Source organism: Xaviernesmea oryzae, from assembly GCF_900109605.1.
Lineage (GTDB): Bacteria > Pseudomonadota > Alphaproteobacteria > Rhizobiales > Rhizobiaceae > Xaviernesmea > Xaviernesmea oryzae.
In genome coordinates this window covers 83,528-99,304 of sequence record NZ_FOAM01000005.1, presented here as the reverse complement: position 1 = coordinate 99,304, position 15,777 = coordinate 83,528, and the positions used below count along the sequence as shown (strand labels likewise).

General features: G+C 63.7%; 15 protein-coding genes. 8 read left to right on the top strand and 7 right to left on the bottom strand.

Annotated features, from left to right (window positions below):
* Positions 1–12 precede the first annotated feature (12 nt).
* The 3 genes from BMX61_RS07590 to BMX61_RS07580 form a co-directional block, all read right to left on the bottom strand.
* Positions 13–975: an ABC transporter permease gene (locus BMX61_RS07590; RefSeq protein ID WP_075625983.1), complete on the bottom strand. Its 963-nt coding sequence runs from the start codon at positions 973–975 to the stop codon at positions 13–15.
* Entirely contained in the window at positions 965–2,464 is a 1,500-nt protein-coding gene (locus tag BMX61_RS07585; protein ID WP_075625984.1) for a sugar ABC transporter ATP-binding protein, read from the bottom strand. Before BMX61_RS07585 ends, BMX61_RS07590 begins: the two co-directional genes overlap by 11 nt.
* 178 nt (positions 2,465–2,642) lie before the next feature.
* Positions 2,643–3,590 (bottom strand): substrate-binding domain-containing protein, encoded by a 948-nt coding sequence (locus tag BMX61_RS07580; protein WP_075625985.1) that lies wholly within the window; start codon positions 3,588–3,590, stop codon positions 2,643–2,645.
* A gap of 708 nt (positions 3,591–4,298) precedes the next feature.
* On the opposite strand from BMX61_RS07580, the gene BMX61_RS07575 reads away from it, so the two are divergent.
* Positions 4,299–5,054 (top strand): SDR family oxidoreductase, encoded by a 756-nt coding sequence (locus tag BMX61_RS07575; RefSeq protein ID WP_075625986.1) that lies wholly within the window; start codon positions 4,299–4,301, stop codon positions 5,052–5,054.
* Positions 5,055–5,305: 251 nt separating this feature from the next.
* Positions 5,306–5,821 carry a metallophosphoesterase family protein gene (locus tag BMX61_RS07570; protein WP_075625987.1) on the top strand — a complete coding sequence of 172 codons (516 nt, stop codon included), beginning with the start codon at positions 5,306–5,308 and terminating at the stop codon, positions 5,819–5,821.
* Positions 5,822–5,876: 55 nt separating this feature from the next.
* On the opposite strand, the gene arsK is transcribed toward BMX61_RS07570, so the two are convergent.
* Complete coding sequence (gene arsK / locus BMX61_RS07565) at positions 5,877–7,118, bottom strand: arsenite efflux MFS transporter ArsK (protein WP_075625988.1); 1,242 nt, start codon at positions 7,116–7,118, stop codon at positions 5,877–5,879.
* A 180-nt stretch (positions 7,119–7,298) separates the two neighbouring features.
* Entirely contained in the window at positions 7,299–8,180 is an 882-nt protein-coding gene (locus BMX61_RS07560) for a LysR substrate-binding domain-containing protein (protein ID WP_075625989.1), read from the bottom strand.
* A 108-nt stretch (positions 8,181–8,288) separates the two neighbouring features.
* On the opposite strand from BMX61_RS07560, the gene BMX61_RS07555 reads away from it, so the two are divergent.
* The 3 genes from BMX61_RS07555 to BMX61_RS07545 are packed head-to-tail and all read left to right on the top strand — an operon-like array spanning position 8,289 to position 9,687.
* Positions 8,289–8,690, top strand: a complete 402-nt coding sequence (locus BMX61_RS07555; RefSeq protein WP_075625990.1) for a tautomerase family protein — start codon at positions 8,289–8,291, stop codon at positions 8,688–8,690.
* Positions 8,687–9,121, top strand: a complete 435-nt coding sequence (locus tag BMX61_RS07550; RefSeq protein ID WP_075625991.1) for a cupin domain-containing protein — start codon at positions 8,687–8,689, stop codon at positions 9,119–9,121. Before BMX61_RS07555 ends, BMX61_RS07550 begins: the two co-directional genes overlap by 4 nt.
* Positions 9,118–9,687, top strand: a complete 570-nt coding sequence (locus tag BMX61_RS07545) for a DUF4865 family protein (RefSeq protein WP_075625992.1) — start codon at positions 9,118–9,120, stop codon at positions 9,685–9,687. Before BMX61_RS07550 ends, BMX61_RS07545 begins: the two co-directional genes overlap by 4 nt.
* 118 nt (positions 9,688–9,805) lie before the next feature.
* On the opposite strand, the gene BMX61_RS07540 is transcribed toward BMX61_RS07545, so the two are convergent.
* Positions 9,806–11,128 carry an LLM class flavin-dependent oxidoreductase gene (locus tag BMX61_RS07540; RefSeq protein WP_075625993.1) on the bottom strand — a complete coding sequence of 441 codons (1,323 nt, stop codon included), beginning with the start codon at positions 11,126–11,128 and terminating at the stop codon, positions 9,806–9,808.
* A gap of 159 nt (positions 11,129–11,287) precedes the next feature.
* The gene (locus BMX61_RS07535) at positions 11,288–12,013 is read right to left on the bottom strand and encodes a transcriptional regulator NanR (RefSeq protein WP_083639253.1); all 726 of its coding nucleotides are present in this window, start codon (positions 12,011–12,013) and stop codon (positions 11,288–11,290) included.
* Positions 12,014–12,181: 168 nt separating this feature from the next.
* On the opposite strand from BMX61_RS07535, the gene oiaX reads away from it, so the two are divergent.
* The 3 genes from oiaX to BMX61_RS07520 are packed head-to-tail and all read left to right on the top strand — an operon-like array spanning position 12,182 to position 15,653.
* A complete protein-coding gene (oiaX, locus tag BMX61_RS07530) occupies positions 12,182–13,435 on the top strand; it encodes a 3-oxo-isoapionate-4-phosphate decarboxylase OiaX (RefSeq protein ID WP_075625994.1) in 1,254 nt (417 codons plus the stop codon).
* Between the two features lie 5 nt (positions 13,436–13,440).
* On the top strand, positions 13,441–14,772 hold the full coding sequence (locus BMX61_RS07525; RefSeq protein ID WP_075625995.1) for a four-carbon acid sugar kinase family protein: 1,332 nt from the start codon (positions 13,441–13,443) through the stop codon (positions 14,770–14,772).
* Between the two features lie 53 nt (positions 14,773–14,825).
* Positions 14,826–15,653 carry a phosphogluconate dehydrogenase C-terminal domain-containing protein gene (locus BMX61_RS07520; protein ID WP_075625996.1) on the top strand — a complete coding sequence of 276 codons (828 nt, stop codon included), beginning with the start codon at positions 14,826–14,828 and terminating at the stop codon, positions 15,651–15,653.
* Positions 15,654–15,777 lie beyond the last annotated feature (124 nt).

Genomic DNA, 15,777 nt, shown 5'->3' with positions numbered 1-15,777 from the left:
CGGCCGGATGGATCACGCGTCGCGCCGGATATAGCGGCGGGAAATGGCATCGAAGGAGATGGCGAGAACGACGATGACGCCTGAAACGATGCCTTGCCAATAGGGCGAGACGCCAAAAAGGACGATGATGTTTTCGATGATGGCGATGATCCCCGCGCCGAAGATCGCGCCGATCGGACTGCCGATGCCGCCCGTGGTGGCAACGCCGCCAATGACCGCGGCCGCAATCGGCGCCAAAACCCAGGTGTCGCCGATCGATGGCTGGGCGGTGCCGAGCCGCGCCACCATCAGCACGCCGGCAAGCGCGGCTATCGCGCCGGCGACAACGAAGACCAGCAGGCGCACCCTGTCCACCTTGATGCCAAGCATGCGGGCGCCGGCCTGGTTGTTGCCGATGGCGTACATATAGCGGCCAAAGGGCGTCTTCAGCATGACGAAGGTGGCGATGGCCAAAGCGACGAGCATGATCAGGAAGGGAACCGGCAGGCCGATGACATCCCCACGGCCGAGATATTGTACGTCCTTCGGAATGCCGGTGATCGCGACACCACGCGTGAGCACAAGGTTGGCGCCGCCGAAGATGCCCGCTGTGCCGATCGTCAGGACCAGAGAGTGAAGCCGGAGCACCGTGACGAGAAAGCCATTGAGCAGGCCGAGGCAGGCGCCGAGCAAAATGGCGAGCAGCATCGACGTATAGGGCTCCAGCCCAAGCCGCACCATGAGAATGCCGGAAATAACGCCGCATAGGCCGCCGATCACGCCGAGCGACAGGTCCAGCTCGCCAAGAACCATCAACATCGACTGGGCGATGGTGATGAGGCCGACAAAGGCCAGACCGCGTGCGATGACCGAGAGATTGTAAGGCGTCAGAAAATAGGGCGAGATCAGCGCGGAGAGCGTGAAGATCACCGCAAGCGCGAGGAACACCCCGGCGAGCGGGCTGCGTGTGAGAAATGCCAAGGGCTTAGTGTGCATCGGCTTTCGCCTCCGCGCCGAAGATGGCGCCTACGAGTGTTTCATTGTTCGTGCCGGCCGTGTCGAAGGTGCCGGTGATGCGGCCGTGATGCAGGGTGACGATGCGGCTTGCGCATTTCTTCAGCTCGTCAAGTTCGGAGGAGACGAGGATGACGCCAACACCCTCCTCGGCCAAGCCCTTCATGATGCGGTAGATCTCGCTCTTGGTGCGGATGTCGATGCCCTTGGTCGGCTCGTCGAAGATCAGCACGCGCGGCCGTGTCGCCATGGCCCGGCCGATGATCACCTTCTGCTGGTTGCCGCCCGAAAGCTGCGAGATCCGCTTGCCCATGCCGGAGGTGCGAATGCCGTAATCCTCGATGATTTTCTGCACGGCGTCGCGCTCGCGCCCGCTGCTGATGCCCGCGAATCCGCGCGTCAGCGACAGGATGGAAATCCCGATGTTTTCGCGCAGCGACAAAAGCGGGAAGATACCGTGATGCTTGCGCTCTTCCGAGAGATAGAGCATGCCGCCATCGACCGAGGCGGACGTGTCGTTGAGCGTCCAGGGCCTGCCCTCGACCGTCACCTCGCCGCCCTTCGCCTTCAGGAAGCCGAAGATCGTCTGCATGATCTCCGAGCGTCCTGCACCCACCAGACCTGCAAAGCCCAGGATTTCACCTCTTCGCAGATCGAAGCTGACATCATGAAACCGGGCGCCCGAGAGGCCGCGCACCTGCATGATCGTATCGGTGGCCGGGCCTTCGGGACGAAAATGTTCTTCGAAGGTGATGTCGCGGCCGGACATGGCGCGGATCAGATCCGCCTCGGCAATGTCGCCGATCTTGCCGCTCTCGATCTTCTCGCCGTTTCGCAGCACCGTGTAATCATCGCCGATGGCGAAGACCTCGTCCATCTTGTGGCTGATGAAGACGATGGCATGGTCGCGATCGAGCAGGCCGCGAATGACCTTGAAGACCCGGTCCACCTCGACGCGGGTCAGCGACGATGTCGGCTCATCGAGGATCAGGACCTTCATTTCCGCATTGGTGCAGGCCCGGGCGATCTGGAGCAGCTGCTGATCCGAGACCGAGATGTCGGCCACCAGCGCGCGCGGATCGGCTTCGATGCCGAACCGCTCGAGATAGCTGCGTGCTTCCTCCACCAGGGCATTGCGATTGACCAGTAGGCCACCATGTCCTGTGCGGCTGAAGGGCATGAACAGGTTTTCGGCGACGCTCATCTGCGCGAAGAGATTGAGCTCTTGCGGCACATAGGCGACGTTCTTGTAAAGCGCGGGATCTTCGACGGGATCGCGGCCATCGATCAGGATCTTGCCGCGCGATGCCCTGTCGGTTCCGGTCAGGATTTTCACCAGCGTCGATTTGCCGGCGCCGTTTTCGCCCGCGAGAATGTGCGTGCGGCCGAGTTCGATCGACAGATCGACCCCGTCGAGCGCGGTGACGCCGGGAAAATCCCGGCCGAGGCCGCGCGTTTCGAGATAAGCCATGGGGCACGTAGAGCATTTCCGATGATCACGGGATCACCTTCAATGCTCTATCCTTTTGATCTCGCCGCATTGTCCGACGCCGAAGCGATCACGCTTCGGCTGGAAATGCTCTAGCGCCGTGTTGACATGGACGAGGCGCGGCTATGCCGCGCCTCAAGGGCTTTCCGGCCCTGCCGGATCAGCCGCCCACATTCTCCTTGGTGAGGAAGGCATTGCCGGTGTCCAGATAGCCTGGAACCTTGGCGCCGGTGGCCTGGGCCCACAAGAGCATCACAGACCAATAGCCCTGAAGTTCCGGCTGCGAGGCCGACGAGCTATCCGCCACGCCTTCGCGGATCATGTCGAGCATCTCCGGCAGATTGTCGAGACCGACAAGCGTGACCTTGCCCTGCTTGCCAGCTTCGACAATGGCCTGACCGATGCCAATTGGACCCGCGGCATCGGAGGCGACCCAACCCTTGAGGTTTGGGTTCGCCTGCATGATGGCGGCGGCCTGCTGCTGCGCCGTCTCGATGCTGTCGTTGTCGATGCCTTCGGCAACAACCTTGATGCCCGGATGCTCGGCAAAAACCTCGCGGTGGCACTTGGCGCGGATCGAGTGGTTGGGTGCCGTCGGCACGCCTTGCATGATCGCGACTTCACCATTGCCGCCGAGAACCTCGACAAGACGCCGCGCTGCAATCTTTGCCTGCTCGCAGAAATCCGAGCCGATGTAAGGGATGGCCATGCCTTCCGGCGGGATGGAGTCGAAGATCACCAGCGGAATTTTCTGGTTCTGCGCTTCTTCCAGCGAGGCACGATTGCCCGAGGGGTCGAGCAGATCGAGCGCCAGCCCGTCGGGCCGCGTGGCGAGCGCGCTATCGATGATCTGGTTCTGCTGAACCACATCGGCGGACTGGGGCGCCGAATAGATCACTTCGACATTCGAGCCGGTCTGCGCCTTGATGGCGGCGGCGGCGGCCTGCGCGCCATCGTTCACCTTGTCGAACCACGGATGGACGACTTTCGGCACCACCAGAAAACGATAGCTGTCCTTCTTGACGGTGCCTTGCGCGTCTTCAGCAACTGCCGCCACGGGCAAGGCAAAGGCTGCGGCGCATGCCAGCAGCGTGGCAAATCTCTTCATGATGACCTCCCTTGGCGCAGGTGAAGCTTCCTCCCACCTGCTTGATCGAACGAGGGCTTGGCGCCGGCTCTCTCCCCGTCGTAAAACCCTGCATCAATCGATACAGATGTAATTTTGAAAATACAATGGTAAAATCGCGGTGATGTGCGAGATGGTGGAAAGGGCGACCTTAGTGAAGGGGCAGAACGCGAATGTTTGAAAACCCGCCGCAATCCACGAGCGAGCTGACATGCATTCAAGCCATGGGGTCGCTGAACCGCTCGATCTTGAAATCCTTGCCTGAGCATTTCCCAAGGCGGCAGACCGAACCTGCCGGTCCACGGATAGTTGCCATGTCCCGCTGAAACACGCCGCCGACGTCTACCGAAGAGCTTAGAAGCCATGGAAAATCCCGCGCGGGGTAGGTGGCCCTTGGGGCTTTTGCCTTATCTCTTTCGCAGGCTCACGAAGGTCTCTCTCCCTACGGCGTCATCTTTCGCCGAGGCCGCAGCTGGCCTCTGATCGCTGCCGAGGATCGCAGAGACCGTTGACGGCTGGATCATCGTATATCCAGTCTTTCCGGGCTTTCGGAATTGCCGCGGAAGAGACACAGTCCGTGAACGCCGACACGGGGAGGGATCCGCATCAGCTTCATCGAACCTTCCTCTGACGCCTTCCGGCCGATCAACCGCGCCTGTAAGACGAGGCGGCGAACGGAGACATCAGATCATGAGCATTTCCCTCTTCGACCTCTCGGGCAAGCGAGCCCTTGTCACCGGCTCCTCGCAGGGCATTGGCCTTGCGCTGGCCCGAGGGCTTCTGGCCGCCGGCGCCGAGGTCGTCCTGAACGGACGCGACGCGACGAAGCTCGCCACTGCCGCCGAGACCATCGGCGCCCGCCACAGCCTTGCCTTCGACGCGACAGATCACAGCGCCGTGCGCGCAGCCATTGACGGCTTCGAGGCCGAGGTCGGCGCCATCGACATTCTCGTCAACAATGCCGGCATGCAGCATCGCACGCCGCTGGAAGATTTTCCCGCCGATGCCTTTGAAAGGCTGATGCGGACCAACGTGTCGACCGTCTTCAATGTCGGCCAGGCCGTCGCACGCCACATGATTGCGCGCGGCGCCGGCAAGATCATCAACATCGCCAGCGTGCAGACGGCGCTCGCCCGGCCGGGAATCGCGCCCTATACCGCAACGAAGGGCGCGGTCGCCAATCTCACCAAGGGCATGGCGACCGACTGGGCGCGATATGGCCTGCAATGCAACGCCATTGCACCGGGCTATTTCGAGACGCCGCTGAATGCCGCGCTGGTCGCCGATGCGGCCTTCTCAAGCTGGCTTGAAAAACGCACGCCGGCCGGACGTTGGGGCCAGGTCGACGAGCTGATCGGCGCCTGCATCTTCCTGGCCTCTTCGGCATCCTCCTTCGTCAACGGCCATGTGCTGTTCGTCGATGGCGGCATCACAGCCTCGCTGTGACCTGACTGGCATGACGAGGGGCAGGGAAGCCGGTCAGTTCTACCGCAGAGCATCGTTCGGCTGCACGATGTAGACGAGCCAAAGCTATCTTTCTTGGCTTAACGGAGGCAGTCCGTTCTCGGCTACACACGTCAGTGGGGTAAGACACGTTATGGAACCAATCCACTTGCCTGTGACTGGCTAGTTCGACAAGATGCACAAGCGCTCGCCATAGGGATGGATCTTCGGCAGCCGAACGCCATGTGGCTCCCATGATCTATTTCACCAGTGACACGCATTTCGGCGACCCGCGCGTGCTGCGCATCGACCGGCGGCCCTTTGCCGATATGGCTGCGCATGATGCAGCGCTGATCGAGCGTTGGAACGCTGTGGTGATGCCTGACGACGAGGTGTGGCATCTTGGCGATGTCATGGCGGCTCGCGCGGGAGATTGTGATGCGCTTCTCGGGCGGCTCAATGGTCGCAAGCATCTGATCATCGGCAACAACGATCCAGAGGCGACAACGACGGCATCCGGCTGGAGCAGCGTCCAGCATTATGCCGAGCTGCGGCTCGACGGCCATCTTCTGATCCTGTGCCACTATGCTTTCCGCACCTGGAATCAGATGGGCCGCAAGTCGATCAACCTGCACGGCCATTCCCATGGGCGCCTGAAGCCCGCGCCGCGTCAGTACGATGTCGGCGTCGATGCGCAGGCCTTGCAGCCTGTGACGCTCTCTACAATTTTGGCCGCCAGACCGAAGAAGGCTGTCAGCCAGCTGGAATAAATCGTCAGCCGTGCGTGCTACCCCGCGGTATCGGCCATCGGCCGCACGAGTCCGATCAGGGCTGCGCGGGCGCTGGTTGAGGCGTTGGATGCCGGACGAGCCAGCCGATGGCGGCAAAGCTGGCGACGGCGCCGCAGCCGATCAGGGCCGCGGCCATCAGCGCTTCGCGCGGGCCGGCATGGTCCGTCATCAGAGAGAAGGCGAAGGGCGCGGCGGAGCCGATGGTCAGGCGCACGGCCATCACCCTGCCCTGACGCGCACCATAGCCCTGCGTGCCGAAAAGACGCAGCGGCAGCGTGCCGAGCACAATCGTCTGAACCCCATTGCCCATGCCGAACAGCACCGCAAAGACTATGGCGCCGGCAAAGGCGGGCGCTGTTGCCGCCAGGATCAGGAGCGAGGCTGGCAGGAGTGTGGCCGCGAGGATCGCCAATGCCAGCTGCGACAGCTGGCGGCCGAAGAGCATGTTGATCAGGCGCACCGCCACCTGCGACGGGCCGAACAGCGCACTGACGGTGACGCCGGCCGCGCCAAGCTGCAGGCTGGACAGCATCGGCAGCATAAGCACGAGGACGGCGGAATTGACGAAGCTCTGGCAGGCAAAAGCCGTGACCATCAGAAGAAAACCCTTCATCCGGTCGCGCTGTGGCAGGCTGCCATGCGTGAGCGCGTCTGATATCTCGCTGGGTTGAGGCCGCAGCGCCGGCACCGGCCTTCCGCGCCCGGCAAGCCAGACGTGAAGCGGCAAGCAGATCAGAAGGTTCATGCCGGCAAAAAGCAGATAGATCTCCCGCCAGTCGAACTGGCTCTGCAGCCAAGTGGTCAGCGGCCAGAACAAGGTGGAGGAGAAGCCCGCGATCAGGGTCAGATAGACGATGCAACGCTGCGCGATCGCCGGATGATTTTGAACCAGAAGTGGGAAGGCAGCGCTGTATTGCACGAAGGTGGAGGCGATCTCGATGGCCAGCAGCGCTGGAACGAAGACATAATAGGATGGCGCAAGCGCGCATGCGATGAGCGACAGCGCGGCCGCCACCGAGCCGGCTGCCATCAGCCGCCCGGCGCCCACACGATCAAGCCAGCGCCCCACCATCGGCGCCACGAGCCCCCCGACCATCAGGGCCACCGACAGGGCGCCGAACACCCATTCCTTCGGCCAGCCGAGATCGCGGGCGATGTCAGGCGCCAGCGTGCCGAAACTGTAATAAAGCGTGCCGTAACCGATGACTTGCGTCACGCCGAGTGCGGCGATGTCCGCTTGAGCGGCGCGGGTCAAGGGCAGGTCGGAGGAGGACATGAGGCCGGTCCGGGAGAAAGAGGCGCGCGCAGGCGCGACTCACGCAAGACGTGAATTCCATCTGTCGGACGGATCGCAACGCATGGCAAGCGTCCTTCAGCCGGCGCGCCGCAGCGTATGAGGGAGCCTGCCCTTCCCCGCCAAGACTCTTGCATGTCCAGCGCGGCTTGGGGGCGGACTTCAGCCCGGTTGCAGCGCCTCCTGGACCGCCTGGCGGATGATCGCGGCGAGATGGTCAGTCAGCGGGTTGGCAGAGCCCTCGGCGCGATGAAGAACCAGACCCAGCGATGGCAGAGCCGGCAAGCCGTGAGGCGCGGGATCCAGCACCGTCACCGTGGCAGGCCGTCCAACGGCTGTCCGCAGCGCGATACCGAGCCCCGCAGCCGTAGCTGCCCATAGCCCTCCGAGGCTTGGGCTGACGAAGGCAATGCGCCAGGCAAGACCTTGCTTGTCCAGATGGTCGCAAGCGATCTGGCGCAGCAGGCAAGGGGCCTCCAGCGCCACAAGCGGCACTGGCTCGCCTGCCTCGCGCAGCGGAGCCGCCTCCCCTGCTCCGGCAAGCCAGCAGAGCCGCAAGGCGGCAATCCGCTCAGCCTTTTCAAGGCCGTCGTCCCAGGCCAGGGCCAGATCGAGCTGTCCGGTGGCGATCTTGGCCTTTAACTCGCTGTTGCGGGCGATCCGCCCCTCGATGCGCACCTTGGGATGGGCGCGGGCAAAGCGGCCCAGCACCTGCGGCAGAATGGTCTCCCCAAAATCCTCCTGCAAGCCGAGCCGCACCCAGCCCTCCAGCTGCGCGCTGCGCAGTGCGCTCACCGCCTCGTCATTCAGGCTGAGCAGACGGCGCGCATAAGACAGCAGCGCCTCGCCTGCCTCGGTCAGCACCAACCCCCGCCCAGCGCGACGCAGAAGGACCGTGCCCGCCTGATCCTCCAACTTCTTCAATTGCGCACTGACTGCAGAAGTGGACCGGCCGAGCCGGTCCGCAGCCTGGGCGAAAGAGCCGGCGTCCATGCCGGTGACGAAGCTGCGCAGCGCGTCCATGTCGAGATTGATCGACCGCATCTTATCGTCCTGAATTTCAGGATGGTTGATCCTGAATAATCTGATTTATCGGATGATGGTGCTGGCTTAACCTGCCTTTGTCAACCGCCATTCGCAGGAGCGTTCCTCATGCCTTTCACCCGCATATCCCTTCACGCCGGTAAGCCACCCGCCTATCTCGCGGCCATTGCCGATAGCCTCGATCGTGCTCTGGTCGATTGTTTCGAGGTGCCGGAAAACGACCGCTTCGTTGCCTTCGACCTGCGTCAGCCCGGCGAGCTGATCTTCGACCGACACTATCGCGGCGGTCCCCGTTCTGACGACTATGTGCTCTTTCAAATCATGACGGGACGCGCCCGTGCGTCGGAGACCAAGGCACGGTTCTTTCGCCGCCTTGCCGACAATCTGGCGCAGGCGCCGGGCCTGAGGCGCGAGGATGTGATGGTCATCATCGTTAATTCGCAGTTTGAGGACTGGTCTTTCGCTTCGGGCGAACAGGCCAGCACGGCCCCCAGGGAGGCGCGGTCATGACGGCATTTTTCGACGCCGATGCGGCGCATCCGCAGGCGATGACGGTTCAACGCGCCGGCATGAGTATGACCGAGGCGCCGCCGGCTGTGTCAAACGGCCCCTTTCATGTGCAAATGCTGCTCTCCAGCCATCAAGACGGCGACGTCACGGCCATGCGCGCCGTCATGCCCCCCGGTGTCGTCACCCATTGGCACAGCCATCCGGCCGGCCAGCTTCTCTTCGTGTTGGACGGCGTCGGATGGGCCCAGCGGGAGGGAGGCGCGCCTGTGGAGCTCAGGCCGGGTGACAGCGTCTGGTTCGCGCCGGAGGAGCGGCACTGGCATGGCGCGGACGCGCGAAGCGCCTTCAGCTATCTCAGTGTGCAGGCTGTGAAGAATGGGACGGCCGTCTGCTGGATGGAGCCGGTGACGAACAGGGGGCAAGCATCATGATCGCCATGCAATATGGTTTCACCCTGCCGGCCGATTACGACATGACGATCATCGACCGGCGGATCCGCGAAAAAGGGCCGATGCTGGACGGCTTCCCGGATCTGCGCTTCAAGGCCTATCTTTCAGCGCGCAAGGAGGGCGCTTTGCCAAGCGCGGAAAACCTCTATGCGCCCTTCTATCTCTGGCAGGCCGATGCCGGCATCGACCGGTTTCTCTCAGGGCCCGGCTTTGCGCAGCTCACGCGAGATTTCGGCTGGCCGGTCGTGCGGACCTGGGTCGTTTGGCATGCCGAGCTCGGCGAGAGGCTGGCGGATGCGCGCTATGCCTGCCGTACGATTCAGCCAATCTCAGCCCATGCCGATCTCCAGGTCATGCGCGAGGCCGCCATCGCCGAAGCGCCTACCGGCAATGCGCAGGGCGCGCTGGCGGCCGTGAGCGGCTTCGACCCGACCAGTTGGAGCATGGTGCATTTCCAACTGTGGCCAACCCTCCCAGAACAGACTGCGCCGGACGCGCAACTCTACAGCGTCGGTCACATGTCCCTGCCCCAGGATGGCAGTGCTTGACTGGCTTTGGATGTCAGGAGCACTGCGAGGCAATTATGGCGCCGCGTAACTTCGGGCACGGCGCTGCCTGACCTTGTCTCGAGACCAAGGCCGACCGGTATACGATGGCGATGTCCCGTCACGCGCTGAAGAAGGCGTTGGCTGGGCGCGCGAGGCCGAGATGGTCGCGCAGCGTCGTGCCCTCATAATCGCGGCGGAAGAGGCCCCGGCGCTGCAGCTCCGGCACGAGGTCGCGCGTCACGTCCTCAAGCCCTTGCGGCAGGAAGGGGAAGACGACGGTGAAGCCATCGCTGGCCTCCTGCTCCAGCCAGAGCTGCATCTCGTCGGCGACGCTTTCCGCCGTGCCGACGAAGGCCAGGCCGGAATAGCCACCATAGCGCTGAGCCAGCTGGCGCACGGTCAGACCCTCCTCCTGCGCCAGTTTGAGCACCTGTTCGCGCCCAGTTTTGCTGGCATTGGTATCGGGAATCTCCGGCAACGGCGCGTCTGGATCGAAGGTCGAAGCATCGTGGCCAAGTGCGATCGACAGGGAGGCGATGGCGCTGTCGTAATGGACGAGGCTGTCGAGGGTGGCGCGCTTGCGCTTGGCGTCCTCGACCATTTCCCCGAGCACGATGAAGGCGGCCGGGAGGATCTTCAGCGCGCTCCGGGCGCGACCAAAGGCGGCCATGCGCGTCTTGATATCGGCATAAAGAGCCTTCGCGCTTTCGAGGTCGCGCGGCGAGCAAAAGACCAGCTCTGCCGTTTCCGCGGCGAGCTGGCGGCCAGGCTCGGACTGGCCGGCCTGGACGATGACAGGGTGCCCCTGGACGGGACGGGCGATATTGAGCGGGCCGCGCACCTTGTAGGACGGGCCCTCATGATCGAGCACATGCATGCGCGCGGGGTCGAAGAAGATGCCGCTCTCCTGGTCCCGAATGAAGGCATCATCGGCGAAACTGTCCCATAGACCTGTGACCACGTCGACGAATTCGCGTGCGCGCCGGTAGCGCTCGCCATGTTCGACATGATCGTCCAGGCCGAAGTTCAGCGCGGCATCCGGATTGGCGGTGGTGACGATATTCCAGGCAGCACGGCCATTGCTGATATGATCGAGCGAAGCGAAACGGCGCGCCACATGATATGGCTCTTCGAACGTCGTGGATGCGGTGGCGGCAAGACCGATCCGCTCGGTGACCGCTGCCAGTGCCGAAAGCAGCGTGAAAGGCTCGAAGGACGTAACGGTGTGACTGCGTTTCAGCGCTTCCACCGGCATGTTCAGAACAGCCAGATGATCGGCCATGAAGAAGGCGTCGAACTTGGCGGCCTCCAGCGTGCGGATGAAGGATTTCAAATGGCCGAAGTTGAAATTCGCGTCCGCATAGGCGCCGGGGTAGCGCCAGGCGCCCGTGTGCAGGCTGACGGGACGCATGAAGGCGGTGAGATGCATCTGCTTGGTCATGGGGTGTCCTTCGGGTGAGCAGTCCTGCGGCGCATCGCGAGCCTGCGCCGCGACAGTCCACACGTGGTGCGTCCGGCGGATCGTTTCACCTCCAGCACGGCAGAAAATCTCCGGGCCTTAGGGAGCGGCTGGATGGAGGCCCCACGGGACCTGTCCGCGTCAGCTCTTTTCCTTGCTGTAGAGCGCGCGTGCGCGCTCCAAATGGTCGCGCATTGCCGCCTCCGCTCTGTCGGCATCGCGGGCGGCGAGACAGGCGAGAATGCCTTCATGCTCATCCAGTGTCACTGACTCATTGCCGGCCCAGATCAGCAGGTGCATGTGATAGGCGCGCAGCCAGGCCAGCATGGCTTCGCTCACGGCGGAGAAGATCGGATTGCCGGAGATTCGGGCAATGCGGGCATGGAACGCCATATCGGCTGCGATGAAGTCCTCCGGCCGGCCGATCATCGCCCGCTGATGCGCGATGATCGCGGCGAGGTCATCGAGGTCCTGCGCCGTTGTCTTGGCTGCAGCCTCGCGCGCCATGCCGCGCTCGAAGAAGATGCGCGCGCTTTTCAGATTTTCCAGCCCGTCATCGGACTGCGACAGCATGATCTTGGCCGTCAGATCGACCTGCCGAAAGATCGATTGTGCCGTGACCTGCAGCACCCGCGCCCGCTCGCCATGCGAAATCGCCACCAGCCCTTTGCCGGCCAAAGCCTGCATCGCCTCGCGAATGGCCGGCCGGCCGACGCCGAAGCGCTCCATCAGCACTCGCTCGGACGGCATCTCGTCGCCTGGCCGCATTTCGCCCGATGTGATCATCTGCTCCAGCCGGTCGAATACAGCGTCCGCCAGCTTGCGGCGGGGAATAGGATCAGGTGTCATGCTCTGTTTCTCGCTCATGGCAACCCTCCTAGCATGGCACAGCCGGATCCATCAGCACATCGTCCTCTCCAACTGCTTTTCACGAAAGAGGGCGAATAGCGCTTGCACTCATGGCATACTCATTATACCAGTTGACCGCAACAGCCTGCCGGAGGATCGCAGGCCGGGAGGCTTGTTTTCGTGAGCATGATTACCCTCACCTACCGGATCGAGACCACAGGCAGCGTCGAGGCCATGGCGCAGAAGATCGCCAGCGACCAATCGACCGGCACCTTCGTCCCCGTTCCCGGGGAAACCGAGGCGCTGAAGGCGCGCGTTGCCGCCCGCGTGCTGGCCGTGCGCCAGCTGCCCGACGCGAATCGGCCGAGCTGGCCGGAAGCGGCGGATGGTGCGCCTGTCCATTGCGGTGAAGCCGATATCGCCTTTCCGCTCGACGCGGTCGGAACCGATCTGGCCGCATTGATGACCATCGCCATTGCCGGCGCTTTTTCGATCAAGGGGCTGACGGGCCTGCGCGTGGTCGATATGGCCCTGCCCGAAGCCTTTGCGCATGCCCATCCCGGCCCGCAATTCGGCATCAGCGGCAGCCGGCGGCTGACGGGTGTCGAAGATCGCCCAATCATCGGCACCATCGTCAAACCGGCGCTTGGCCTGCGCCCACATGAGACGGCGGAGCTGGTGGGCGAACTGATCGCCTCGGGCGTCGATTTCATCAAGGACGATGAAAAGCTGATGAGCCCGGCCTATTCGCCGCTGAAGGAACGTGTGGCCGCGATCATGCCCAAGGTGAAGGAGCACGAGCAGAAGACCGGCAAGAAGGTCATGATCGCCTTTGGCATCTCGCACGCCGATCCCGATGAGATGATGCGCAACCACGACCTCGTGCTGGAAGCCGGGGGAAACTGCGCTGTCGTCAACATCAACTCCATCGGCTTTGGCGGCATGAGCTTTCTGCGCAAGCGCTCCGGCCTGGTTCTGCATGCGCATCGCAATGGCTGGGACGTGCTGACGCGCCATCCAGGCATCGGCTTCGATTTCAAGGTCTACCAGCAGTTCTGGCGCCTGCTCGGCGTCGATCAGTTTCAGATCAACGGCATCGGTGTGAAATATTGGGAGCCGGACGACAGCTTCGTGCGCTCATTCGAAGCGCTCTCCAAGCCCCTTTTCTCCGATGCCGACAAGCCTTTGCCCGTGGCAGGGTCCGGCCAATGGGGCGGCCAGGCACCGGAGACCTACCGGCGCACCGGCCGCACCACCGATCTGCTCTATCTCTGTGGCGGCGGCATCGTCAGCCACCCTCAGGGGCCGGCTGCCGGCGTGCGAGCCGTGCGTCAGGCCTGGGAGGCGGCCGTAGCCGATATCCCGCTTGAAACCTATGCGCAGGACCATCCGGAGCTTGCCGCCTCGATTGCCAAATTCGGCGGCGGACAAGGAGAGTGAGCGCCATGAGCGACCTGCTGCTCAGCTATTACGGCGATGACTTCACAGGCTCGACCGATGTGATGGAGGCTTTGGCCTCGAACGGCGTGCCGACCGTCTGCTTCCTCGGCATACCTTCCGCCGATATGCGCGCCCGCTTTGCCGATTGCCGGGCCATCGGTATTGCCGGCACCAGCCGCAGCCAGACGCCGGCATGGATGGAGGCGGAGCTGCCGCCGGTCTTCCGCTGGCTGAAGGCGCAGGGCGCGGCCCTGACCCATTACAAGGTCTGCTCCACCTTCGATTCCGCCCCCGGCATCGGCAATATCGGCCGCGCCATCGAGATCGGCCGCCGCGTGTTCGCACAGGAGATGGTGCCTGTCGTCGTCGGCGCGCCGCAGCTCAGGCGCTACACCGCCTTTGGCCATCTCTTCGCCGCCTATCAGGGCCGCATCTATCGCATCGACCGCCATCCGGTGATGAGCCGGCACCCGGTCACGCCGATGGACGAGGCCGACCTCACGCTTCATCTCGGCCGGCAGACAAGCCTGCCGATCGGCCTGATCGATCTCGTCGCGCTGGCGCGCGACGCCGACGCCGGCCTCTCTGACGCACGGGCCGAAGGTCAGGCGATCACACTTCTCGATGTCGATGACGCAGCCAGCCAGCAGGCGGCGGGCGAAGCGCTCTGGCATGAGTGCGCTGCCAACGGCGCCTTTATCGCCGGGTCCTCAGGCGTCGAATATGCCTTGCTCCATGCCTGGCGCAGGTCTGGTCTGGCAACGGGGCCCGCATCCTTCAGCCCGCCCAGCGCGGTGGAGCGGATGGCTGCCGTCTCGGGCAGCGTTTCGCCCACCACGGAGCGGCAGATCCGCGCCGCCCTTGCCGATGGCTTCGAGGGAATTGCCGTCGATCCGCTCGCGCTCGTGGCCGAGGATGGTGCGGCGGCTATCGAGGCCGCCGTGTCCGAGGCAACCGCAGGCTTGAAGGCCGGCCGCAGCGTTCTCGTTTACACGGCGCTTGGCCCCGAGGCCGATCGCGGCAGCGAAATCGACCGTGTGCCACAGGCTCGCCATAGGCTGGGCATCCGCCTCGGCACCATCCTGCGCCGCTTGGTGGAGGCCGAAGGGCTGACCCGTGCGGTGATCGCCGGTGGCGATACGTCCAGTCACGCGCTGAAGGAGCTCGGCATCGAGGCGCTGACCACGCGGCTTCCCTTGCCGCAGACGCCGGGATCGCCGCTGTGCACCGGCCATGGATCTGATGCCGCCACCAACGGGCTGGAGATTGCCCTGAAGGGCGGCCAGGTCGGCATGGACGATTATTTCTCGCAGATTCGCGCAGGCCGCGCTGCCTGACCACCATCGGCGCGGCCACAGGGGCGCGCCTGTCACTTTACCAGGAGGATCACATGACCAGCATCGCCTTGTTCGGCGCCGGCGGAAAGATGGGTTACCGTCTCGCCAAGAACCTGAAAGGCTCGCGCTTCGACGTGCGCCATATCGAAATTGGCGAGGCCGGCAAAGCCCGCCTGAAGGCCGATCTCGGCCTTGAATGCATGGACCAGGCAGCAGCCCTCGACGGCGCCGATGTGGTCATCCTGGCCGTGCCGGATACGGCCATCGGCAAGGTCGCCGCCGGCATCGTCGACCAATTTAAGCCCGGCACCATGGTCATCGCGCTGGATGCCGCTGCCCCCTTCGCCGGCCATCTGCCTGTAAGGGCCGACCTCACCTATTTCGTTACCCATCCCTGCCATCCGCCGATCTTCAACGACGAGACGGACATGCAGGCCAAGAAGGACCATTTCGGCGGCCTCTTTGCCAAGCAGCATATCGTCTCCGCGCTGATGCAGGGGCCGGAAGAGGCCTATGCGCTCGGCGAGGAGATCGCAAAGACCATTTGGGCACCAGTCATGCGCTCGCACCGCGTCACCGTCGAGCAGATGGCGATGCTGGAGCCCGGCCTGTCGGAAACCGTCTGCGCTTCGCTGCTGGTCGTCATGCGCCAGGCGATGGATGAATGCGTGGCCCGCGGCGTCCCGGCCGAAGCCGCACGCGATTTCCTGCTGGGTCATATGAACGTGCTGGGCGCTGTGATCTTCAAGGAAGTCGATGGCGTCTTCTCGGACGCGTGCAACAAGGCCATCGAATTCGGCATTCCCGCGCTGATGCGCGACGATTGGAAGAAGGTGTTCGAGCCACAGGAAATTGCCGAGAGCATCCGCCGCATTACGTGAGGGCGAGCCTTCAGGCAATCTTGTAAGCGCGCGAAGGCGGCGGGCAGGCCTGCCGCCTTCGCGATGAGATAGGATAAAGAGCATGCGAGGTCGCCATCTGCCGCGCGCGGAAGGCGGGGAGGAA